Source organism: uncultured Marivita sp., from assembly GCF_947488135.1.
GTDB lineage: Bacteria > Pseudomonadota > Alphaproteobacteria > Rhodobacterales > Rhodobacteraceae > Marivita.
This window is the reverse complement of record NZ_CANKYW010000007.1, coordinates 150,684-170,925: the sequence shown is the minus strand read 5'-3', so window position 1 is coordinate 170,925 and position 20,242 is coordinate 150,684. Positions and strand designations below refer to the sequence as shown.

General features: G+C 62.5%; 20 protein-coding genes. 13 read left to right on the top strand and 7 right to left on the bottom strand.

The features are described from left to right. Nucleotides 1-169: 169 nt before the first annotated feature. Nucleotides 170-1,567 carry a helix-turn-helix transcriptional regulator gene (locus Q1B16_RS18015; RefSeq protein WP_299792127.1) on the bottom strand — a complete coding sequence of 466 codons (1,398 nt, stop codon included), beginning with the start codon at nt 1,565-1,567 and terminating at the stop codon, nt 170-172. 53 nt (nt 1,568-1,620) lie between these two features. Next, a complete protein-coding gene (locus Q1B16_RS18010) occupies nt 1,621-2,850 on the bottom strand; it encodes a multidrug effflux MFS transporter (RefSeq protein ID WP_299792124.1) in 1,230 nt (409 codons plus the stop codon). Between the two features lie 176 nt (nt 2,851-3,026). Here Q1B16_RS18010 and Q1B16_RS18005 point away from each other — a divergent pair, with 176 nt between their 5' ends. The 6 genes from Q1B16_RS18005 to Q1B16_RS17980 all read left to right on the top strand — a co-directional run bounded on the left by Q1B16_RS18005 (nt 3,027) and on the right by Q1B16_RS17980 (nt 8,489). Next, on the top strand, nt 3,027-4,559 hold the full coding sequence (locus Q1B16_RS18005) for an acyl-CoA carboxylase subunit beta (RefSeq protein WP_299792121.1): 1,533 nt from the start codon (nt 3,027-3,029) through the stop codon (nt 4,557-4,559). A gap of 49 nt (nt 4,560-4,608) precedes the next feature. Further along, complete coding sequence (locus tag Q1B16_RS18000; protein ID WP_299792118.1) at nt 4,609-5,016, top strand: DUF6497 family protein; 408 nt, start codon at nt 4,609-4,611, stop codon at nt 5,014-5,016. A gap of 217 nt (nt 5,017-5,233) precedes the next feature. Next, on the top strand, nt 5,234-5,380 hold the full coding sequence (locus tag Q1B16_RS17995) for a hypothetical protein (protein ID WP_299792115.1): 147 nt from the start codon (nt 5,234-5,236) through the stop codon (nt 5,378-5,380). A 63-nt stretch (nt 5,381-5,443) separates the two neighbouring features. Further along, on the top strand, nt 5,444-5,803 hold the full coding sequence (locus Q1B16_RS17990; protein ID WP_299792113.1) for a hypothetical protein: 360 nt from the start codon (nt 5,444-5,446) through the stop codon (nt 5,801-5,803). A 337-nt stretch (nt 5,804-6,140) separates the two neighbouring features. Further along, the gene (locus Q1B16_RS17985) at nt 6,141-6,356 is read left to right on the top strand and encodes a hypothetical protein (protein WP_299792110.1); all 216 of its coding nucleotides are present in this window, start codon (nt 6,141-6,143) and stop codon (nt 6,354-6,356) included. A 132-nt stretch (nt 6,357-6,488) separates the two neighbouring features. Next, nucleotides 6,489-8,489: an acetyl/propionyl/methylcrotonyl-CoA carboxylase subunit alpha gene (locus Q1B16_RS17980; RefSeq protein ID WP_299792107.1), complete on the top strand. Its 2,001-nt coding sequence runs from the start codon at nt 6,489-6,491 to the stop codon at nt 8,487-8,489. Nucleotides 8,490-8,561: 72 nt separating this feature from the next. Here Q1B16_RS17980 and Q1B16_RS17975 read toward each other — a convergent pair whose 3' ends face one another. Next, complete coding sequence (locus Q1B16_RS17975) at nt 8,562-9,047, bottom strand: DUF4174 domain-containing protein (protein WP_299792104.1); 486 nt, start codon at nt 9,045-9,047, stop codon at nt 8,562-8,564. A 101-nt stretch (nt 9,048-9,148) separates the two neighbouring features. Here Q1B16_RS17975 and scpA point away from each other — a divergent pair, with 101 nt between their 5' ends. The 7 genes from scpA to Q1B16_RS17940 all read left to right on the top strand — a co-directional run bounded on the left by scpA (nt 9,149) and on the right by Q1B16_RS17940 (nt 15,092). Further along, nucleotides 9,149-11,278 carry a methylmalonyl-CoA mutase gene (gene scpA, locus Q1B16_RS17970; RefSeq protein WP_299792345.1) on the top strand — a complete coding sequence of 710 codons (2,130 nt, stop codon included), beginning with the start codon at nt 9,149-9,151 and terminating at the stop codon, nt 11,276-11,278. A 167-nt stretch (nt 11,279-11,445) separates the two neighbouring features. After that, a complete protein-coding gene (locus Q1B16_RS17965) occupies nt 11,446-11,820 on the top strand; it encodes a nuclear transport factor 2 family protein (RefSeq protein WP_299792101.1) in 375 nt (124 codons plus the stop codon). 12 nt (nt 11,821-11,832) lie between these two features. Further along, the gene (locus Q1B16_RS17960) at nt 11,833-12,447 is read left to right on the top strand and encodes a VOC family protein (RefSeq protein ID WP_299792097.1); all 615 of its coding nucleotides are present in this window, start codon (nt 11,833-11,835) and stop codon (nt 12,445-12,447) included. Then, the gene (locus Q1B16_RS17955) at nt 12,444-12,923 is read left to right on the top strand and encodes a GNAT family N-acetyltransferase (protein ID WP_299792094.1); all 480 of its coding nucleotides are present in this window, start codon (nt 12,444-12,446) and stop codon (nt 12,921-12,923) included. Before Q1B16_RS17960 ends, Q1B16_RS17955 begins: the two co-directional genes overlap by 4 nt. Nucleotides 12,924-12,965: 42 nt before the next feature. Beyond that, the gene (locus Q1B16_RS17950) at nt 12,966-13,649 is read left to right on the top strand and encodes a molecular chaperone DjiA (protein ID WP_299792091.1); all 684 of its coding nucleotides are present in this window, start codon (nt 12,966-12,968) and stop codon (nt 13,647-13,649) included. 10 nt (nt 13,650-13,659) lie between these two features. After that, nucleotides 13,660-14,691, top strand: a complete 1,032-nt coding sequence (locus Q1B16_RS17945) for an endonuclease/exonuclease/phosphatase family protein (protein ID WP_299792089.1) — start codon at nt 13,660-13,662, stop codon at nt 14,689-14,691. A 35-nt stretch (nt 14,692-14,726) separates the two neighbouring features. After that, on the top strand, nt 14,727-15,092 hold the full coding sequence (locus tag Q1B16_RS17940; protein WP_299792087.1) for a hypothetical protein: 366 nt from the start codon (nt 14,727-14,729) through the stop codon (nt 15,090-15,092). A 3-nt stretch (nt 15,093-15,095) separates the two neighbouring features. Here Q1B16_RS17940 and Q1B16_RS17935 read toward each other — a convergent pair whose 3' ends face one another. The 4 genes from Q1B16_RS17935 to Q1B16_RS17920 all read right to left on the bottom strand — a co-directional run bounded on the left by Q1B16_RS17935 (nt 15,096) and on the right by Q1B16_RS17920 (nt 20,193). Next, nucleotides 15,096-16,148, bottom strand: a complete 1,053-nt coding sequence (locus tag Q1B16_RS17935; protein WP_299792084.1) for a YeeE/YedE family protein — start codon at nt 16,146-16,148, stop codon at nt 15,096-15,098. 215 nt (nt 16,149-16,363) lie between these two features. Continuing rightward, nucleotides 16,364-17,344: an ABC transporter permease gene (locus Q1B16_RS17930; protein WP_299792081.1), complete on the bottom strand. Its 981-nt coding sequence runs from the start codon at nt 17,342-17,344 to the stop codon at nt 16,364-16,366. Then, on the bottom strand, nt 17,337-18,374 hold the full coding sequence (locus tag Q1B16_RS17925) for an ABC transporter permease (protein ID WP_299792078.1): 1,038 nt from the start codon (nt 18,372-18,374) through the stop codon (nt 17,337-17,339). Before Q1B16_RS17925 ends, Q1B16_RS17930 begins: the two co-directional genes overlap by 8 nt. 112 nt (nt 18,375-18,486) lie before the next feature. Then, nucleotides 18,487-20,193 carry a peptide ABC transporter substrate-binding protein gene (locus tag Q1B16_RS17920; protein ID WP_299792075.1) on the bottom strand — a complete coding sequence of 569 codons (1,707 nt, stop codon included), beginning with the start codon at nt 20,191-20,193 and terminating at the stop codon, nt 18,487-18,489. Nucleotides 20,194-20,242 lie beyond the last annotated feature (49 nt).

Here is a 20,242-nt window from a genome sequence, read left to right as displayed (position 1 = left end):
CATCATTGCTGTCACGCGCAAACTCGTCATCATTCTCAACGCGATGATCCGAGAAAACCGCCCATATGCGACAAACGCATAAACACACTTGCCTCGGGGGTTTGGGGGTGGAACCCCCAAGTGTTTCCGTCAACGGAAACATGCGATGCGTCAATGCATCGCCCCGCGCTCAACTCAATTCGTAGGGAAGAACCCCGCGCCGGTGGGTCTGGATCGTCAGCTTGCGCTCCAGCGGTGGCACGGACCGCTGGTGGCAATTCGCCCGCTCGCAGATGCGGCAGGAAATCCCGATGGGTTCAAACGCGCCGTCACGGGTCAGGTCCAGCCCGTCGGCGTAAACCAAGGCGCCTGCGTGTTTCACCTCGCATCCCAGCGCAATCGCGTAGCGCCGCACCGGCGCGCCGAAATGGCCGCCGGTTTTGGATACGTCGCGGGCCAGTGAAATATACCGCACCCCATCCGGCGTCTCCGCCAGTTGCCGCAGGAACCGGCCCGGCGTCTCGAAGGCGCGGTGCACGTTCCAGAGCGGACAGGCCCCGCCGAAGCGGGCGAATTGAAGCCGCGTCGCCGAGTGGCGCTTGGTGATGGTGCCCGCCTGATCGACACGGACGAAGAAGAACGGGATGCCCTTGGCACCGGGCCGCTGCAACGTGGACAGCCTGTGCGCCACCTGTTCGATGGACGCGCCAAAGCGGCGGGCCATCAGCTCCAGATCGTGCCGCGTGTCATGCGCGGCTTGAAGGAACTGGCCATAGGGCATCACGGCGGCTCCGGCGAAATAATTGGCCAGACCCAACCGCGCGATGTCGCGGGCGGCGTCGGACTGGAACCGGCCGAGATCGAGCGTGGCATCCAAGAGCTTGCCGTGCCGCGCCAGCGCCAATTGCAGCATCATCTGGAAGGTCTGCGTTTCGGGTGCGGCGAGGGAGGACAGGGTCAGTTCCTGACGCAGCTCGTCAAAGCGGCGCAGGTCAGGCACGTTGGCGAAGCGCACATGCAGGCCCTCGTTCTCCAGCCCGCGAATGGCGGCGCGCACCCGGTCCGAGCCGGTCAGCTTGGTCGCCACGCGCTCGGCCGCCTTGTCCACGGCGTCGATATAGTTGTCGCAGTAGTGGAAGAAGTCGCGCACCTCTTCCCAGGGGGACGGTTGCAACTGCGCGCCTTCGCGGCCCAACGCCTCGTCGAGCGAGGCGAGCCGTTCGTGGGTCTGACGGTAGGCGCGGTGCAGCTCAAGAAACGCGCGGGCGAGGCCGGGCGCATTCGAGGCCGTCAGGCGCAGGTCGGCGATGGGTGGGGCGGCATCGGCGAAAACCGGGTCGGCCAGCGCCTCGCGCATGTCCGAGATCATCCGTTCTGCATCGCCCTGTCCCAGCTCGGTGACATCGACGCCGAACTCCTGCGCCAGCGCCAGCACGACCGTGGTCGAAAGCGGGCGCTTGTTGTTCTCCATCTGGTTCAGATAGGGCAGGGAGACGTTCACCTTGCCCGCGAAATCGCGCTGTGTGATGCCAAGTCGGGTGCGGATCTCGCGCAGTTTGGCGCCTGCATAGAGTTTTTGGGTGGCCATCGGATCCTCGGGTGTTTGCAGCTTTGCAATCTGTCAGGATCGAGTTTGCAAATTCACCCGGCGCTGTCCAGCCCCGCCAACTGCGCCGCGCGCCAGATCACGAGACGGATGGCGATCACGGCAAAAACGGCGGTGGCCAGCATGATCCACAAAAGCGGCCAGGGACCGGATCCCGGAACCAGCAGCGCGCCCGCCAGCGCCGAAAGACCCGCGCCGCCTCCCAGCATGATCGCGCCGCCCAGGCCCGACGCCGTACCCGCCAGATGTGGGCGCACCGACAGCATCCCGGCGGTGGCGTTGGGGATGGTCATGCCGTTGCCCAGGCCCACGAAGGTCATGAAGCCGAAGAAGGTCCATTCCGATCCCAGGCCCAGCCAGAAAACCAGCATCGACAGCACGATCCCCGTGCAATTGATCAGCGTGCCCACGAAGACCATCCGGTTCACCCCGATCCGCGCCGAATAGCGGCCCGAGATGAAGTTGCCGAGGAAATAGCCGATGGCCGGTGCTCCGAAGAAGAAGCCCAGAACCGCGGGCGACATGCCGAAGACTTCGGTGCCGACAAAGGGCGCGCCGCCGAGATAGGCGAAAAACGCGCCCGACGACATCGCGGCGGCCAGCGCGTAGCCCCAGAAGCGCGGGCTGGTCAGAAGCTCGGGGTATTGGGCGAACTGTTCGCTTAAGCGCAGTCCGCTGACCCGCGCGGTTTCGCCAAGGTCGGTCCAGGTGAGCCAGAAGAGGCCAAGGCCCAGGATCAGCAGCAGCCAGAAATTCGCCTGCCAGCCGAAATACTGGTCCAGCACACCGCCGAAGGCAGGGCCGATCATCGGGACCACGGCCATGCCCATCGTCACGTAACCGATCATCGACGCCGCCTGATCCTGCGGCACGCAATCGCGCACCACCGCGCGGGACAGCACCATCGCGGTCACGATCACCGCCTGCGCCATGCGGAAGGCGAGGAAGGTGTAGATATCGGGCGCGTAGATGCAGCCCAGCGTCGCCACGCAGAATCCCGCGATCCCCCAGAGGATCACCGGGCGGCGGCCCATCTTGTCCGAGATCGGACCGATCACCAGTTGCAGCACCGCGTTCACGCCGAGGTAGACCGCCACCGACAGCTGCATGAGGTAGTATTCCGTGTTGAAATACGCGGTCATGTTGGGCAGCGACGGCAGGAAGATGTTCATCACCAACGCCGAAAGCCCTGCGAGCAGGATCAGTGTGACAATATGCGGCGGTGTGGAGCGGTCGAGAAATCGGACCTTGGAGGCGTAACTCATTGCCAATCGCTACGCCTGCGGTTGAAGAATGTCCATATTCACAGGTGTAACGGTACAATTTGCAGTTTTGCAGTTTGCAAGTGCATTAATTTTCATGGTTTGCAAATTTGCTCTTTAGAGCTTGAGCCAGTGCCGCACCGCAGTATGTTCGCGCCAAAGCGACAAAGGGACGGTCCATGAAAGATATTCTGCAAGAGTTGGAGACCCGCCGCGCCGATGCCCGCATGGGTGGTGGGCAGAAACGCATCGACGCGCAGCACGCGCGCGGCAAGCTGACGGCGCGCGAACGGGTCGAACTGCTGCTCGATGAGGGCAGTTTCGAAGAATACGACATGTTCGTCACGCATCGCTGCACGGATTTCGGGATGGAGAAAAACCGCCCCGCGGGCGATGGGGTCGTCACCGGTTGGGGCACCATCAACGGCCGCATGGTCTATGTGTTCTCACAGGACTTCACCGTGTTGGGCGGGTCGGTCAGCGCGACCCACGCGATGAAGATCTGCAAGATCATGGATATGGCGATGCAGAACGGCGCGCCGGTGATCGGGATCAACGATTCAGGCGGCGCGCGCATCCAGGAAGGCGTCGACAGCCTTGCCGGTTATGGTGAGGTGTTCCAGCGCAACATCATGGCGTCGGGCGTGGTGCCGCAGATCAGCGTCATCATGGGGCCCTGCGCAGGTGGGGCGGTGTATAGTCCGGCGATGACCGACTTCATCTTCATGGTGAAGGACAGCTCTTACATGTTCGTAACCGGGCCCGACGTGGTCAAGACCGTGACCAATGAACACGTGACGGCCGAGGAACTGGGCGGAGCGACGACCCACACACGCAAGTCCTCCGTCGCCGATGGTGCGTTCGAGAACGATGTGGAGGCGCTGGCCGAGGTGCGGCGTCTGGTGGACTTCCTTCCCCTGAACAACCGCCAGCCCGCGCCGGTGCGGCCGTTCTTCGACGATGTGGACCGTCTGGAGGAATCGCTCGACACGCTGGTGCCGGAAAACGCCAACACGCCCTATGACATGAAGGAACTGATCCTGAAGCTGGCGGATGAGGGCGATTTCTACGAGATTCAGGAAGACTTCGCCAAGAACATCATCACCGGGTTCATCCGCCTCGAAGGACAGACCGTGGGCGTGGTGGCGAACCAGCCGATGGTGCTGGCGGGGGTTTTGGACATCGACTCAGCGCGCAAGGCCGCGCGCTTCGTGCGGTTTTGTGACTGCTTCGGCATTCCGATCCTGACGCTGGTGGACGTGCCGGGCTTCCTGCCGGGAACGTCACAGGAATATAACGGCGTCATCAAGCACGGCGCGAAACTGCTCTTTGCCTATGGCGAGGCGACGGTGCCGAAGGTCACGGTCATCACCCGTAAATCCTACGGTGGGGCCTATGTCGTGATGGCGTCCAAGCATCTGCGCGCTGATGTGAACTATGCCTGGCCCACGTCCGAGATCGCCGTGATGGGGGCCAAGGGCGCGACCGAGATCATCCACCGCGCCGATCTGGGCGATGAGGACAAGATCGCGGCGCATGCCAAGGAATATGAGGACCGTTTCGCCAACCCCTTCGTGGCCGCAGAGCGCGGGTTCATCGACGAGGTGATCCAGCCGCGCAGCACGCGCAAACGGGTGGCCCGCGCCTTTGCCGCGCTGCGGTCGAAGAAGCAGGAAATGCCCTGGAAGAAGCACGACAACATTCCGCTTTGATCGGAACACCAGTGCGTGTGCGCACGCATCCAGCGAGAGGAGGTCATCAGTGGCGAGAGGTGGAGCTTGGCGGTGTCTGACAGCGGGCGCGTGTGCGCTTTGCGGGACAGCCGCGTTCGCCTCTGGTGACCTTCTTGCTGTTCCCTCTGAGCAGCCCGTGACCTTCCTGGAGATGCTTTCGGATACGACGGCCAACGGGCTGATGTACCGCTTCCGCTTTGTCGCGCCCGAGATCGGGCAGGAGGGTCGGGAGTATCAGGATGTGGAGGTGGATATGCAGTTTCTGTGCGAATCCTTCGCGATCCCGCGGGTTGCCGACACCGGGCCGCAGCCCAGCCAGATCGTGATTTCCTTCAGCCAGAAAGAGACCGAATTCGGCGTCGCCAATGAAGACGTCATCCAGTTTTTCGAGGCCTATCGCATCGAAGACGAGACCTGCATCTTGGAGTTTTTTTGATGCGTCCACAATATGTTGCGAGCGCCGGGATCGGCCAAATCGGGGTTGAGTCTTTTGCGTCACAGGACCGCGATGTTGGCGGCTGTGGATATCTTTTCGCCTTGGATTCAGGGTATTCTGGGACGGACTGCACCCAAGCAGTCACTACCTCGAAACGAGGACAGGCAGGACCAGCAGGTCTTGTTGGGTCCTTTTTTGAACCTGACAGGAGAACTAGATGTCAAAGAGCATCAAGCTTCTTGCCGCGTTCGGTCTTCTTGCAGTCTTGTCCGCGTGCGGACAGAAGCAGGCCGAAGAAGAGTTTGTGGTTATCGACCCTGAGCCGATCAGCCACGAGCCCATGCATACAGGCAAGTACAAGTAAACTGAAAACGGGGCGGGCCGAGGCGCCCGCCCCCTTTTGCCCTATGCTTCGCGGGGGTGTCCCATGCTGAAGCATCGCGGCTTTCCGGGCCGTCTCCCGGGCACCGATTTCCAGTTCGTCATCCGCAGGCCCAACCCCAAGGGCGTGACCCCGCTGATCCGGCGCGACCGCTACCGCGACCGCCGACCTGCGGACAAGCGGGCGGATGCCGCGTTCATGGCGGCGCTGTGGGAACATTTCGGAACCGAACCCTTCGAGCGCGGCAATCTCGATGCCGGGCGTCTGAGCTGGCTTTTCGGGCGCGAGGTGCTGCCCTATGACGATCCCTTCGATCCCAAAAGCTATGAGTCGCTGCTGGTCATTGACGAAATTGCCGCCCGCGCAGCCTTTCCAGAGGCCTTCGAGGACGGAGATTGGGCATGATACCGCTTACTCAACGTCAAGATGCGCGGGAAAAGGCCGATACCGTGGGTTGTATCCATCCCGCGATTGACGCCTCTTCCGATTGTGCGACTGTGCAGATGTTCCTAGTGACTTGGCGTTGGCAGATTGCGCCATTTGTTCACCGTTACCCTTCCCCTGTCGGGCTCCTTGGTCATACCCCATGCCAAGGGCCCGACTTTTTCTTTTGTCGGTCAGAGTGTTGCAGCCACGGGCGGGGTTTTGCCCAAAACCGTGTGGTTTTTGCTTATGGCTGGAACCCGGCGCGGTTCCGGGGTGTTACTTTCCCAAGGTCATTTACCTCAGAAGGAGCAGACACATGGACAAGATCAGGATCAAACCGGCAGTGGCATTCGGCTTTATCGCCATCCTCGGGCTCTCGGCCTGCGGCGACACGCTTGGCGAACAAGCGCTTGGCGGCGGCGTCGTCGGCGCGGGCGTATCGGCCGCAACGGGCGGCGATCTCGTCACGGGCGCCGCGGTTGGTGCCGCAGGCAACGTTGCCTATTGCCAGACCTATCCGGAACGCTGCTGACGCAGCGACCCGCACCTACCATTTCCACTCACGGAATTCGACCGCCCGGGCCACGCGCCGGGGCGGTCTTTTTTATGCCATCGCTGCGGGATCCGTCCCGGGCCAAGAAAAGACTGACGGAAAGGGACATCCATGTTCGACAAGATCCTGATTGCCAACCGGGGCGAGATTGCCTGCCGGGTGATCAAGACCGCCCGCAAGATGGGCATCAAGACGGTGGCGATCTATTCGGACGCCGACAAACACGCGTTGCATGTCGAAATGGCGGATGAGGCGGTGCATATCGGCCCGCCGCCCGCCAACCAGTCCTATATCGTCATCGACAAGGTGATGGAGGCGATCAAGTTGACCGGCGCACAGGCCGTGCATCCGGGCTACGGGTTCCTGTCGGAGAACCCGAAATTCGCCGAGGCTTTGGAGGCCGCCGGTGTCGCGTTCATCGGACCACCCAAAGGCGCCATCGAGGCGATGGGGGACAAGATCACCTCCAAGAAAATCGCGCAGGAGGCGGATGTGTCCACGGTGCCGGGCTACATGGGCCTGATCGAGGACGCGGACGAGGCGGTGAAGATCTCGAACGAGATCGGCTATCCGGTGATGATCAAGGCCTCCGCCGGGGGCGGTGGCAAGGGCATGCGGATCGCGTGGAACGACGCCGAGGCGCGCGAGGGATTCCAGTCGTCCAAGAACGAGGCGGCGTCATCTTTCGGGGATGATCGCATTTTCATCGAGAAATTCGTCACTCAGCCGCGCCACATTGAGATCCAGGTGCTCTGCGATGCCGATGGTAACGGGATTTACCTGAACGAACGCGAATGTTCGATCCAGCGCCGCAACCAGAAGGTTGTCGAGGAAGCGCCGTCGCCTTTTCTGGATGAGGCGACCCGCAAGGCGATGGGCGAGCAGTCGGTCGCGCTCGCCAAGGCGGTTGGGTACACCAGCGCGGGCACGGTTGAGTTCATCGTCGATGGCGATCGCAACTTCTATTTCCTCGAGATGAACACCCGTTTGCAGGTGGAACACCCGGTCACTGAACTGATCACCGGCGTCGATCTGGTCGAACAGATGATCCGGGTCGCCAATGGCGAAAAGCTGTCGATCACGCAGGACGATGTGAAGATCAACGGCTGGGCCATTGAGAACCGGCTGTACGCCGAAGACCCGTATCGCGGGTTCCTGCCGTCGATTGGCCGTCTGACCCGCTACCGCCCGCCGGAAGAGGGCAAGCTGGGCGCGGGCATCGTGCGCAACGACACGGGCGTGTTCGAGGGCGGCGAGATCAGCATGTATTACGACCCGATGATCGCGAAGCTCTGCACCTGGGCCCCGACACGCGGTGAGGCGATCGAGGTGATGCGCAACGCCCTGGACAGTTTCGAGGTCGAGGGCATCGGTCACAACCTGCCTTTCGTCGCGGCCGTCATGGATCACCCGAAATTCATCGCGGGCGAGATGACGACGGCCTTCATCGAAGAGGAATACCCGGACGGGTTCGAAGGTGTGACGCTTGGCGAAGACGCGCTGAAACGCGTGGCTGCGGCCTGTGCCGCGATGAACCGGGTGGCCGAAATCCGGCGCGCGCGGATTTCCGGCACGCTCGACAACCACGAGCGCCATGTTGGCGAGGATTGGAACGTCGCCTTGCAGGGGGCCGATTTCGACGTGACGATTGCAGCCGATCATGATGGATCCACCGTGCGCTTTGCCGACGGAATCGAAATGCGGGTGAGCGGCGATTGGACACCGGGCGACCAACTGGCGCGCATGACCATCAACGACACGCCATTGGTGATGAAGGTCGGCAAGGTGTCGGGCGGTTTCCGTATCCGCACACGTGGGGCCGATCTCAAGGTGCATGTGCGCACGCCGCGTCAGGCCGAACTGGCCCGCAAGATGCCCGAGAAAGTGCCGCCCGACACGTCGAAACTGCTGCTCTGCCCGATGCCCGGCTTGATCGTGAAGGTCGATGTGGCCGAAGGCGATGAGGTGCAGGAAGGTCAGGCGCTCTGCACCGTGGAGGCGATGAAGATGGAGAACATCCTGCGCGCCGAACGCAAGGGCACCGTGTCCAAGATCAACGCGACGGCGGGCGACAGCCTTGCCGTGGACGATGTGATCATGGAGTTCGAGTAAGCCCGTGACCGCTGCGTCGACGATATCGCAAATCGGCCCGGCGGGCATTGGTTCCGCCGTGGCTGTCCCGCGTTATCCGCGGGGCAGGCCGTCGGTGCGGTCCTCGATTTCCTGCTGGCGCGTCGGCATCTTGTCGATGGCACGGCTGATTTCGCGGACGGACCACGGCAGCGGTTTGCGCTGTTTGACCTGCCCGTCCTTGTCGATCACGGCGAGCATGAAGCCGCGTGGGCGCAGGGCGATGCGGGCTGCGGACCGGGCCGATGGGTCCGTATCGGTCAGGATAACCACGTCACGCAGGTCGAGCGATTTCAGATCGCCGAGCAGATACTGCATCTGCTGCACGTATCTCGGATCGGCGGGGCTGTCGGCGAAGACGACGATGGGCCGTTTGATCCAGAGAAATTCGTTCAGGGTCACGTCCTCGGCCGATCGGATCATGTCCACCGACAGATCGTCGATCGTCGCGGTGTCGTCCTGTGTATGCCCGGTGACGGGGAAACTCAGCATCAGCGCGGCGAGAAGAGCGGGTAAAAGCTTGTTCATACGTCGAAACATAGGGCGCGTTCTGCCCATTGCGAAGGTACGAAGCGCGTCGGATTGCAAAAAAGTGACCGCCTGCGCGGCCGGGTCGTGAAGACAAAAGGATGACAAAGACAATGACAGCCAAGAAAGACATGTGGCGCGCACTGGCCGAAAAGGAATTGCGTGGCAAACCGCTCGAGGCGCTGACATGGAAAACGCTTGAAGGCATCGATGTGCAGCCGCTTTACATCGAAGAGGATGTAAAGGACCTGCCGCATCTCGGCACGATCCCCGGCGAAGCGCCGTTCACGCGTGGTGTGAAGGCGACGATGTATGCGGGGCGTCCCTGGACGATCCGGCAATATGCGGGGTTCTCGACGGCAGAGGAATCGAACGCGTTTTACCGCCGCAACCTGGCGGCGGGTCAGCAGGGTGTGTCGGTCGCTTTCGATCTTGCGACGCACCGGGGCTATGACAGCGATCACGAACGGGTTGTCGGCGATGTAGGCAAGGCCGGTGTGGCGATTGATTCCGTCGAGGACATGAAGATCCTCTTCGATGGAATCCCGCTCGATCAGGTCAGCGTGTCGATGACGATGAACGGCGCGGTCATTCCGATCCTCGCCAATTTCATCGTGGCGGGGGAAGAGCAGGGCCATGACCGGTCGGTGCTGTCGGGCACGATCCAGAACGACATCCTCAAGGAGTTCATGGTCCGCAACACCTATGTCTACCCGCCGGAGCCGTCGATGCGGATCATCGCGGATATCATCGAATACACCTCGGACAACATGCCGAAGTTCAACTCGATCTCGATCTCCGGCTACCACATGCAGGAGGCGGGCGCGAACCTTGTTCAGGAGTTGGCCTATACGCTGGCGGACGGCAAGGAATACGTGAAGACCGCGATGGCTCGGGGGATGGATGTGGACCGTTTCGCCGGGCGGCTGTCGTTCTTCTTTGCCATCGGCAAGAACTTCTTCATGGAAGCGGCCAAGCTGCGGGCGGCGCGTATGCTCTGGTATCGGATCATGGACGATCTGGGCGCGAAGAATGACCGCTCCAAGATGCTGCGGACGCACTGCCAGACTTCCGGCGTGTCTCTGGCCGAGCAGGACCCGTACAACAACGTGATCCGCACCGCCTACGAGGCGATGAGCGCGGTTCTGGGCGGCACGCAGTCGCTGCACACCAATGCGCTGGACGAGGCGATTGCCCTGCCGACTGAATTCTCTGCGCGAATTGCACGCAATACGCAGTTGATCTTGCAAGAAGAAACGGGCGTGACCAAAGTGGTCGATCCGCTGGCAGGGTCTTACTATGTCGAGAAGCTGACCCATGATCTGGCCGAGGAGGCCTGGAAGCTGATCGAAGAGGTCGACGAGATGGGCGGCATGACCAAGGCGGTGGCCTCCGGCATGCCGAAGCTCAGGATCGAGGAAACGGCGGCGATGCGGCAGGCCCAGATCGACCGGGGTGAGGACGTGATCGTGGGCGTCAACAAGTACCGGCTCGCCAAGGAAGACGATCTCGACATTCTGGATGTGGACAACGTCAAGGTCCGGCAGAGCCAGATCGCGCGGCTGGAGAAGATCCGCGCGACGCGTGATCAGGCGGCCTGCGATGCGGCTCTGGCCGAGTTGGAGAAACGTGCAGCCGAGGGTGGCAATCTGTTGGAAGCAGCCGTCGAGGCGTCCCGCGCCCGCGCAACGGTAGGAGAGATCAGCATGGCGATGGAAAAGGTGTTCGGGCGGCATCGGGCCGAGGTGAAAACTCTGGCCGGTGTCTACGGCGCGGCCTATGAGGGCGACGAGGGCTTTGCCGCCATCCAGCGCTCGGTCGAGGCGTTTGCCGAGGACGAGGGGCGCAGGCCCCGGATGCTGGTCGTCAAGATGGGCCAGGACGGGCATGACCGCGGTGCCAAGGTGATCGCCACGGCTTTTGCCGATATCGGTTTTGATGTCGATGTGGGGCCGCTTTTCCAGACCCCCGCCGAGGCGGCGCAGGATGCCATCGACAACGATGTGCATGTGATCGGGATCTCGTCCCAGGCGGCGGGGCACAAGACACTGGCGCCGCAACTAGTGCAGGAGCTCAAGGCGCAGGGCGCGGGGGATATTCTGGTGATCTGCGGCGGCGTTATCCCGCAGCAGGATTACAAGTTCCTTTATGACGCGGGGGTGAAGGCGATCTTCGGGCCGGGCACCAACATCCCCGAGGCGGCGCAGGATATCCTGCGTCTTATCCGTGAGGCGCGCGGGTGATATCAGGGCGGCGTCGGACGCGTTGACGGAAGATGCTGCGCGCGCGGGCAAGTGCGTTCGGGGTCCGCAGGGCAAGCTGCGTGGCTTTTCCGGAGACAATCTACGGAACGCGCTTATAATCAGGCATTGTGCAGGCCCGGTGTCTGCGTGTCAGCAAGGGGCATTGCATGGGACAGCTTGTGGATCGCGTGGCCGAGATGGAAGCCGCATTGGGGCGCGGCGATTGGCTGGCGGCGAACGACTACCTGCATCCGGCCATCAGCTACCGGGTCGGGGCGCTGCCTGCGGTCACAGGCATCGACGCGGTGCGCGCCTACATGGAACATCAGGCACGACACGTCATCTGGGTCGGACATGAAATGCAGCTCGAGATTGAGGCGGAGGACGTCGCCATCATCGAGGTGATTTCGCTGTTCGACCGGGTCTCGGACGGGGCGCGGATCAGGTTGCCCTGCACCGATATTTATCGCTTCGAGGACGGATTGATCGCGGATTGGCGGGTTTATGCGGACCTGCGGATGCTGGGCGTCGCGGCGGATTGACAGGAGGAGCTCATGTTCGAACTGGATCATATCGCGGTTGCCGGGGAGACGTTGGACGACGCGGTCGCGCACAGCGAGGCGGCGTTGGGCGTGCCGCTGGCGGCTGGTGGCCAGCACACCCATTATGCCACGCATAATCAGCTTCTGGGGTTGGACGACGGGCTTTATTTCGAGGCCATCGCGCCGGACCCGTCGCAGCCGAAACCGTCCTATCCGCGCTGGTTCGGGTTGGATGATTTTCGGGGGCCTGCGCGGCTCGACAAGTGGATTTTGCGCTGTGACGACATCGCGGCGGCGCAGGCGGCCTTTCCCGAGGCCGGGGCGCCTGTGCATCTGACGCGTGGCGCGATCAGTTGGACCATGCTCGTGCCGCCGGACGGTCGGTTGCCCTTTGGCGGACAGTTCCCCGCGATCATCCAGTGGCACACCGACACGCCGCCGGGCAAGGCGCTGCCAAGCGCCGGCTTGCGGCTCGACACGCTGACGGTTCACGGACCTGACGCCCAAGACCTTGCCGCGCGGCTTGCTCCTGCGTTCGAGGATGCGCGCGTGCGGTTTGTCACGGGGCCGGAGCGACGTTTGCAGGCCGCGTTCCACGGCCCCGACGGCGCAAGGACGCTTGCGTGATCATCCGGCCCGCGCGACCTGAGGATGCGGAACCTCTGACCGTGATCCTGAACGACGTGATCGACAACACCACGATCACCTTCACGTCCGAGCGCAAGAACGCGCAGTACCTGCGCGACGACATCGCGGCGCGGGGTGCTGCGTTTCAAGTTGTGGAGCTTGACGGCGAAGCGGCCGGATATGCCAGCTACTTCCCGTTCCGCAACGGTCCGGGCTATGCGCGCACCAAGGAGCATTCGATCGCTCTTGCACCTCGTGCGCGTGGTAAAGGGGCAGGGCGCGCACTGATGGCGGCGCTCGAGGCAGAGGCACGCCGTGAGGGGGTGCATTCGCTCTGGGCCGGGGTGAGTGCCGAAAATCCCTCGGGCCGGGCCTTTCACGCGGCCATCGGTTTCGAGGAAATCGCGACCCTGTCCGAGGTCGGGTTCAAGTTCGGCCGGTGGATCGACCTTGTTTTGATGCAGAAAAAGCTCTGATGCCGCACTGACAATTTCGGGCATCTCGCTTAAACTGCATGCATGTCGATCTGGACGCGTATCACGGATGCCCTGTCGGCCCTCGCCTCGGGCGAAGGGCTTGCTGCGGTGTTCGACAAGCTGCGCACGCCGCCCGAAAAGACGGTGGCCTTCACCATCGCGGTGATCGCGCTCTCGGCCAAGATGGCCAAGGCCGACGGGCTTGTGACGCGCGACGAGGTGATGGCCTTTCGCGAAGTGTTCCACATTCCGCGCGAGGACGAGGACGGTGCGGCGCGGGTGTTCAACCTGGCCCGGCAGGACGTGGCCGGATTCGAGGAATACGCCAAGCGCATCCGTGCCATGTTCGGGGAAGATCAGGGCACGCTCTGTGACCTCATGGAAGGCCTGTTCCATATCGCGATGGCGGATGGCTCCTATCATCCGGGGGAAGATGCGTTCCTGCTGCGCGTTGCCGAGATTTTCGAACTGCCAGAGGGGTCCTTCCGGCGGTTGAAATCGCGCTTCGTCCCGGATGCCGATCCCGATCCTTACGATGTTCTGGGTGTCGATCCGGATACGCCACTGGATGAAATCCGCGCGACGTGGCGGCAACTGGTCCGCGACAGTCACCCTGACCGGATGATTGCGCGCGGGGTGCCGGAAGAAGCGGTCAAGCTGTCCGAACGCCGCCTGATCGACATCAATCACGCGTGGGAACAGATCGCGGCCCGCGAACACGCCTGATGCGTCCTGCATGAGATTGGCCACCTACAATGTCGAATGGTTCGATGCGTTGTTCGACGATGCGGGGAACCTGATCGCGGATGGGTCATGGTCGGCGCGGCACGATGTGACCAAAGCCATGCAGACCGAAGCGCTGGGGATCGTCTTTACCGCGTTGGATGCGGATGTGGTCATGGTGATCGAAGCGCCGGACACGAATCGTCAGCGCAGCACGGTGCGGGCGCTCGAATCCTTTGCCGAGGCGTTCGAATTGCGGGCCCGGAAGGCTGTCATGGGATTCAGCAACGAAACCCAGCAGGAAATCGCGTTGCTCTACGATCCCGATCTGGTCTCGGCGCGGCACGACCCGATCGGCTGGGCGCCGGTGCCGGGCGCGCCGCAATCCACGGCGGCGCCCCGGTTCGACGGGACGTTCCGCATCGATCTGGATATCGACGCGACCGAGGACAGGGTGGTGTTCTCGAAACCACCTCTGGAGATCGAGATGACGGTGCGGGCGACCGGTGAGGTCATCCGCCTAATCGGTGCCCACCTGAAATCCAAGGCCCCGCACGGCGCGACGAACCGGGACGAGGTGATGCGCCTATCCATTGCCAACCGGCGCAAGCAGTTGGCGCAGGCGATCTGGCTGCGGCACCGGGTGGCGGAGCATCTGGACGCAGGCGATCCGTTGATCGTCATGGGGGATCTCAACGACGGTCCGGGGTTGGACGAGTACGAAAACCTGTTCGGTCGCAGTTCGGTCGAGATCATTCTGGGGACAGCCGATCTGGTCCTTTACGATCCGCACGCCTCCAGAGCGCTACAGAGGCGGATCGGGCCGCAGCCCACCTCGGCGCGTTTCTACATCCCCAAGGAAGAGCGGTTCTTGCAGGCGCTTCTGGACTACGTGATGGTGTCGCCCGATCTCAAGCCGAAGGCGCGGCGGTGGCGCATCTGGCATCCGTTCGACGACCCGGCTTGTTGGAAGACGCCTGAACTGCGCGAGGCGCTGTTGACCGCGTCGGATCATTTCCCGATCAGCCTCGATATCGACCTGTAGGTGAAATTCGTGGCGGGATCGCCTATATTGGCTCCATGAAACAGATATCCGCAGTTGCACTGGCTCTTGGCTTGGCCACCTCTGGCGCGATGGCGCAGGAGGGTGAGGGCACCAGCCTCATGGAGGAAGGCGCAAAGCTTTTCTTTCGGGGGCTGATGGAAGAGATGGAGCCCGCCTTGCGCGAGCTCGAAGGATTGGCCGAGGATATCGAACCGGCCATTCGTAGTTTTGCCCAAGAGATGGGACCCGCCTTGCGCGACCTGATGGAGCAGGTGGAGGATTGGTCGGCCTACGAGCCACCGGTCGTCTTGCCGAATGGCGACATCCTGTTGAAGCGGAAACAGGATGCGCCACCGCTCGAGGGGCTCCCGCCGCGCGAGGACGGCGAGATCGACATCTGAGCCTTATTCGGCCGGTTGTGCGTAGGCAGTTTGCCGCGACGGCTTGAGCGCCGCGTTGGTCAGGAGCGCCCCGGCCGCGATGGACAGGATCGCCAGCAGCGCCGCGAAGGACAGGGTCGGAACCCCCGCCAAGCCTGCGCCTACCGTGCAGCCACCCGCCAGCACGCCGCCGACGCCCATCAGGACCGCGCCGCTCGCGTAGCGACCGGTTTCCGCCGGTGCGTGGAACGATTGCCACTGGAAACTGCCGAAGATCAGGGCGGACAAAAGTGCGCCGATCAGCACGCCGCCGATCAGGCCGACGCCGAAATTGGCCGGGATCGAGGTGGAGGCGACCGTCCAGAACAGTGTGTCCGCATAGGGCGAGGTAAAGGACAGGCTTTGCAGCGCGACCGGGTCGAAATCGTCAAAGAGGACAAAGCCTGTGCCGATCCAGCCTGCAGGCACCAACGCGCCCAGCAGCGCCGCCAGGACCAGCGTTGAGGCGCGGTTGCCCGAACGCAGCGCAACGATCAGCGCCGCAAGCGCGATCAGTCCGGACCAGATCAACGCGCCGCCCGGCAGGCCAGCCAGGGACACGGTGTCGCCCAGAGGAACGGTGACAGAGCCGAGTGCCGTCCGCACGGGAGCCAGCACGCCCTTGAGGGTTGCATGCGCGGTGATCGCGAAGACCAGCAGCACGAAGACCGCCCGCAGGTTACCGCTTGCCGACAGAACGGTGAGGCGGGACACGCAGCCGCGCGTCAGCACCATGCCAGCACCGAACATCAGACCACCCAAAACGATGGCGAGGATCGGCAGGTCGCCCGCCATGAAGCGATGCTCGTCGAACGTGATGAGGCCCGACAGGACGCCTGCCTGTGTGCCCAGAACGGCAACGGCCAGCGCGGTCAGCCAGACGCCCATCGCCTGCTTGCGATCGTCGCCGACAAGGCCGCGACGGAAGCAGAATTTCGTGCGCTCGGCCAGAAGACCGAAAGCGGCACCAAGGATCAGTGCAAGCCCGACCGCAACCTGCGGCGCGGTGAAATTCTCAAAGCCAAGGGATTCGAACATCGGTCGCTCCTTCCATCTGTCACAAGCGCAGATGGAGGGAGATTGTTCCTGTGGCAAGCCAGATCAAGGCGGGCGGGTGCCGTCTTTGAGGGACGGTATTCGCGGATCCGGCAGGGCGGTGGAACGGTGTTTCGTTTCCCAAGGTCTGACGCGCAGAGCGTTCGGTCGGGTGGGCAAGTCCCCAACCGAATGATCTTATTTGCCAATCCCGGTGGTCAGCGCCCCCGGATGCGCGGATCGAGCGCGTCGCGCAGGCCATCGCCGAGATAGTTCACACTCAGCACGGTGAGCGAGATCGCGATGCCGGGCAGGTAGACGCGTTCGGGGAACTGCTGCATCCGCTGCACCGCGTCCGCCAGCATCTTGCCCCAGGTCGGGAAGTCCGACGGGAAGCCGACGCCCAGGAAGCTCAGCGCGGATTCGGTGATGATCGCGGTCGCAAGGCCCAGTGTCGCGGAGACCATGATCGGCGAGAGCACATTGGGCAGCAGGTGGCGTTGCACGATGCGGAACGGTGTGGTGCCGATGGAGCGCGCCGCGAGGATGAATTCCCGTTCCTTGAGGGCCAAGATATCGCCCCGCACGATACGGGCGGTAGGCATCCAGCTTGTGATCGCGATGATGCCGACGATCAGGACGAACATGCCGCCTTCTGGCCCGAAGGCTTCGCGCAAGGGTTGACGGAACAGGGTCACGGCGACCAGCAGCAGCGGCAGGATCGGCAGCGACAGGAACAGATCCGTGAGGCGCATCAACAGCCCGTCGGCTTTTCTGACGAACCCGGCAAGCACGCCCACGGTCGTGCCGATGATGAGGCTCAGGATCATGGCGGCCCAGCCGACCGCCATCGAGGTGCGTCCCCCCTGGATGATCTGCGCCAGTTGATCGCGGCCCAGCTGGTCGGTGCCGAAGGGGCGGTTCCATCCGACCTTGGCGGTGCTGTCCCAAAGCGCGGTCCAGATCGGACGCATGTCCTTGTTGCGGATATCGAGCTTTTGCGCGTCCACCTGCCAGATCCACGGACCAAGCACGACCGCCAGCGTGATGAACACCAGGAACCCTCCGCCGAACATGGCGCCCTTGTGTTTGCGAAACTGGTCCCAGACGTCTTTCCACTGGCTGCGCGGCGGCTCCAGCGGGCCCTTGTCGGCCAGGGCTTCGATCGGGGTGGGGCTTGCGGGGACAGGTTCAGTCATAGCGGATCCTCGGGTCGAGAAGGCCGTAGAGGATATCGGCAATCAGGTTGAAGAGAACGATCAGCACCGCGAAGATGAAGGTCAGGGTCATCACCATCGGCAGGTCATTCGCGAAAAGCGCGGTGATCAGCAACTGTCCGATCCCGTTCACCTTGAACACGTTTTCGGTGATGATCGCACCGCCGAAAATCGCCGGTACGTTCAGCGCGATCACCGTGATGACCGGGATCATCGAGTTGCGCAGCACGTGGACTGTGACAACCACCGCCTCGCCCAGACCCTTGGCGCGGGCGGTGCGGACGTAATCTTGGTTGAGGTTGTCCAGCATGGAGGCGCGCATGTAGCGGCTGATCTGCGCCGTGGTTTGCAGCGCCAGGACCATGACCGGCAGGATCATCTGCGACAATTGGTATTTGAAGCTGGCCCAGTCGTTCACGACATGGGTCGTGTCATAGATCGACGGGAACCATCCCAACTGGACCGAGAAGATCACGATCAGCAGCGGTCCGGTGAAGAACGGCGGGATCGAAAAGCCGATCATGGTGATGAACGTGCCGGTTTGGTCGAACACCGAATATTGGCGATACGCCGAGTAGATGCCGATGGGCAGGGCGATCAGGATGCCCACCACATAGGCCATGCCCACAACCCAGAGCGTCTGCGGGATGCGCTGGATCACGATGTCCATGACGGGGCTGCGGGTCTGCCAGGAGATGACGCGCAGTTCGTTCTGGTAAAGCTGGGTGTCGGGCAACCAGCCGAGCAAGCTGCTCGAATTGGTGAGGTAATCGATGAAGACCTTGGGCTCGATCCAGAAGACCTGCACCAGCCATTTCCAGTATTGCACCAGCGCGGGTTCTCCGACGCCAAGCGCCTGGCGCATCTTTTCCTTGACCTCTGGTGGAACGGTCAGGGGAACCTGCGCCATGGGATCGCCCGGGGCGAGTTGGAGCAGCATGAAGATGACAAAACTGATGAACAGAAGCGTCGGAACGGCAAGAACGAGTCGTCGGACGGCGAAGGTCAGCATCGGATGGCGCCTCGGGTCATGAGTCTTGGTGGCTGGCGGGGCAGTATCAGACGCGTGCCCCGCCGAAAAGCGGTGGGGTGCGTGAAATCACGCACCCCGTGGACAGGTCGGATCAGTTGGATTCGATGCGATACCAGTCCGCGACGTTCCAAAGCTCGCTGTCCCACACGTTCAGAACCACACCGCCAAGGGTGTTGGAATGTGCGGACAGACGGCCACGGTGCACCAGCGGGATCATCCCGCCATTGTCGACCATCATGGCGCTGAGTTCGCGACCGATGCGCTGACGTTCGGCCATATCGGCGGTCTGTGTCAGCTCGGCGTGAAGCGCGTCATATTCCTCCATGCAGAAGCGGCTGATGTTTTCACCTTGCCACTGTGTTTCCGGACGCGGTGCCTTGTCGCACAGGCCGTTGCCCAGATACGCTTGCGGGTCTGTCCCGTTGAAGGTGTTCGCGTACATTTCCACGTCCGCGTAGAATTTCTGGAAGGTGTCGGGCGAACCGGGATCACCGCCGAAGAACACCGAGGAGTCGACGTTGCGCAGTTCGACTTCCATGCCGATCTGTTCCCACCATTCCTTGATCAGCGCCTGGAAATCCTGACGGACGGCGTTGGTGGAGGATTGGTAGAGGATCGAGAGCGGCACGCCATTGTGCTCGCGCACGCCGTCGCCATCGCTGTCGACGATGCCAGCCTCATCGAGCAGCGCCTTGGCGCCTTCGATGTCCTGCGTGTCGCAGCCGTCGAATGTGGAGGCGAAGGCCTCGGGTGCCGGCACCCAGGAGCAGCCGATCTTACCCGCCTGGCCGTAGCCGATTTCCACCAGCAGCGGGCGGTCGATCGCCATGGACATGGCTTTGTAGACCGCCGGTTCGCGCAGGAACGGGTGCGGATGCGCCGCGGTGGAGCGCTCGCCCTCCGGAAGGTCAGGGCTCGGGTCGGTCTGGTTGATCATGATGCGCTCGAGCAGCGGACCGAAGCCCGCGATCGGCACGCCTTTTCCGCCGGCTTCCATCTGCGCGATCACGTCGGGCGCAAGCTGAAGGTTCCAGGCATAATCGAATTCTCCGGTTTCCATGACCGCCTGACCGGCCGCGCGGGCATCGCCGCCGCCTTTGAAGTTCACCGTGGCGAAAGCAGGCTTTGCTGGATCGCGATAATTCGGGTTTGCCGAGAGTGTGATGACGTCGTTGGGACGGAAATCATCGACAACGAAAGGCCCCGTCCCGATTGGATAAAAGTTTTGGTCGGTGCAGGTGGTTGCTGCGGCACCAAGGCAGCTTTCGAACTGCGCTTTTTGCAGAATCGGGCTCTCACCGCCGACGAAAAATTGGTAAGGATTGGGCATCGGTTCCGAGAAACGCGCGATAACGGTCAGGTCATCCGGGGTTTCGATCGACTCCACCCCTTCGAACTTGGTGATCTGGGCACAACCACCTTCGGGATGCGTGCAGTATTCGTGGGTGAACGCGACATCTGCCGATGTGAAAGGCGTGCCATCGGACCAAACCAGTCCCGGTGTGATCTTCCATGTGATCGACTTCAGGTCTTCGCTGACGCCGCCGTTTTCGACCGTTGGAATTTCGTCCACGAGCCAAGGCACGAGCTCGCCGCGTTCGTTGTAACGAGCAAGAGGTTCGATCACCAAAGAGGCGGCTTCGATGTCTTTGGTTCCACCCGAAAGGAACGGATTCATGATCGATGGGGCTTGCCAGTAGATGATGCTGACTTCGCCGTCGGATCCGCGCTCCGCGAACGCGGCGGGCGCGAGCGCCACGGCTGCTGCGGCACCCATGAGTAGGGATGTGAGTTTCATTCGTCTCTCCTTGTTGGACACAGTTTCCCCGTGTCGTTGTCATTGGCGG

What these genes read in the sequence shown, in the direction of transcription:
- Q1B16_RS18015 (WP_299792127.1), bottom strand. Translation starts at nt 1,567, where the DNA reads ATGGCCACCCAAAAACTCTATGCAGGCGCCAAACTGCGCGAGATCCGC.
- Q1B16_RS18010 (WP_299792124.1), bottom strand. Translation starts at nt 2,850, where the DNA reads ATGAGTTACGCCTCCAAGGTCCGATTTCTCGACCGCTCCACACCGCCG.
- Q1B16_RS18005 (WP_299792121.1), top strand. Translation starts at nt 3,027, where the DNA reads ATGAAAGATATTCTGCAAGAGTTGGAGACCCGCCGCGCCGATGCCCGC.
- Q1B16_RS17995 (WP_299792115.1), top strand. Translation starts at nt 5,234, where the DNA reads ATGTCAAAGAGCATCAAGCTTCTTGCCGCGTTCGGTCTTCTTGCAGTC.
- Q1B16_RS17990 (WP_299792113.1), top strand. Translation starts at nt 5,444, where the DNA reads ATGCTGAAGCATCGCGGCTTTCCGGGCCGTCTCCCGGGCACCGATTTC.
- Q1B16_RS17985 (WP_299792110.1), top strand. Translation starts at nt 6,141, where the DNA reads ATGGACAAGATCAGGATCAAACCGGCAGTGGCATTCGGCTTTATCGCC.
- Q1B16_RS17980 (WP_299792107.1), top strand. Translation starts at nt 6,489, where the DNA reads ATGTTCGACAAGATCCTGATTGCCAACCGGGGCGAGATTGCCTGCCGG.
- Q1B16_RS17975 (WP_299792104.1), bottom strand. Translation starts at nt 9,047, where the DNA reads ATGTTTCGACGTATGAACAAGCTTTTACCCGCTCTTCTCGCCGCGCTG.
- scpA (WP_299792345.1), top strand. Translation starts at nt 9,149, where the DNA reads ATGACAGCCAAGAAAGACATGTGGCGCGCACTGGCCGAAAAGGAATTG.
- Q1B16_RS17965 (WP_299792101.1), top strand. Translation starts at nt 11,446, where the DNA reads ATGGGACAGCTTGTGGATCGCGTGGCCGAGATGGAAGCCGCATTGGGG.
- Q1B16_RS17960 (WP_299792097.1), top strand. Translation starts at nt 11,833, where the DNA reads ATGTTCGAACTGGATCATATCGCGGTTGCCGGGGAGACGTTGGACGAC.
- Q1B16_RS17950 (WP_299792091.1), top strand. Translation starts at nt 12,966, where the DNA reads ATGTCGATCTGGACGCGTATCACGGATGCCCTGTCGGCCCTCGCCTCG.
- Q1B16_RS17945 (WP_299792089.1), top strand. Translation starts at nt 13,660, where the DNA reads ATGAGATTGGCCACCTACAATGTCGAATGGTTCGATGCGTTGTTCGAC.
- Q1B16_RS17940 (WP_299792087.1), top strand. Translation starts at nt 14,727, where the DNA reads ATGAAACAGATATCCGCAGTTGCACTGGCTCTTGGCTTGGCCACCTCT.
- Q1B16_RS17935 (WP_299792084.1), bottom strand. Translation starts at nt 16,148, where the DNA reads ATGTTCGAATCCCTTGGCTTTGAGAATTTCACCGCGCCGCAGGTTGCG.
- Q1B16_RS17930 (WP_299792081.1), bottom strand. Translation starts at nt 17,344, where the DNA reads ATGACTGAACCTGTCCCCGCAAGCCCCACCCCGATCGAAGCCCTGGCC.
- Q1B16_RS17925 (WP_299792078.1), bottom strand. Translation starts at nt 18,374, where the DNA reads ATGCTGACCTTCGCCGTCCGACGACTCGTTCTTGCCGTTCCGACGCTT.
- Q1B16_RS17920 (WP_299792075.1), bottom strand. Translation starts at nt 20,193, where the DNA reads ATGAAACTCACATCCCTACTCATGGGTGCCGCAGCAGCCGTGGCGCTC.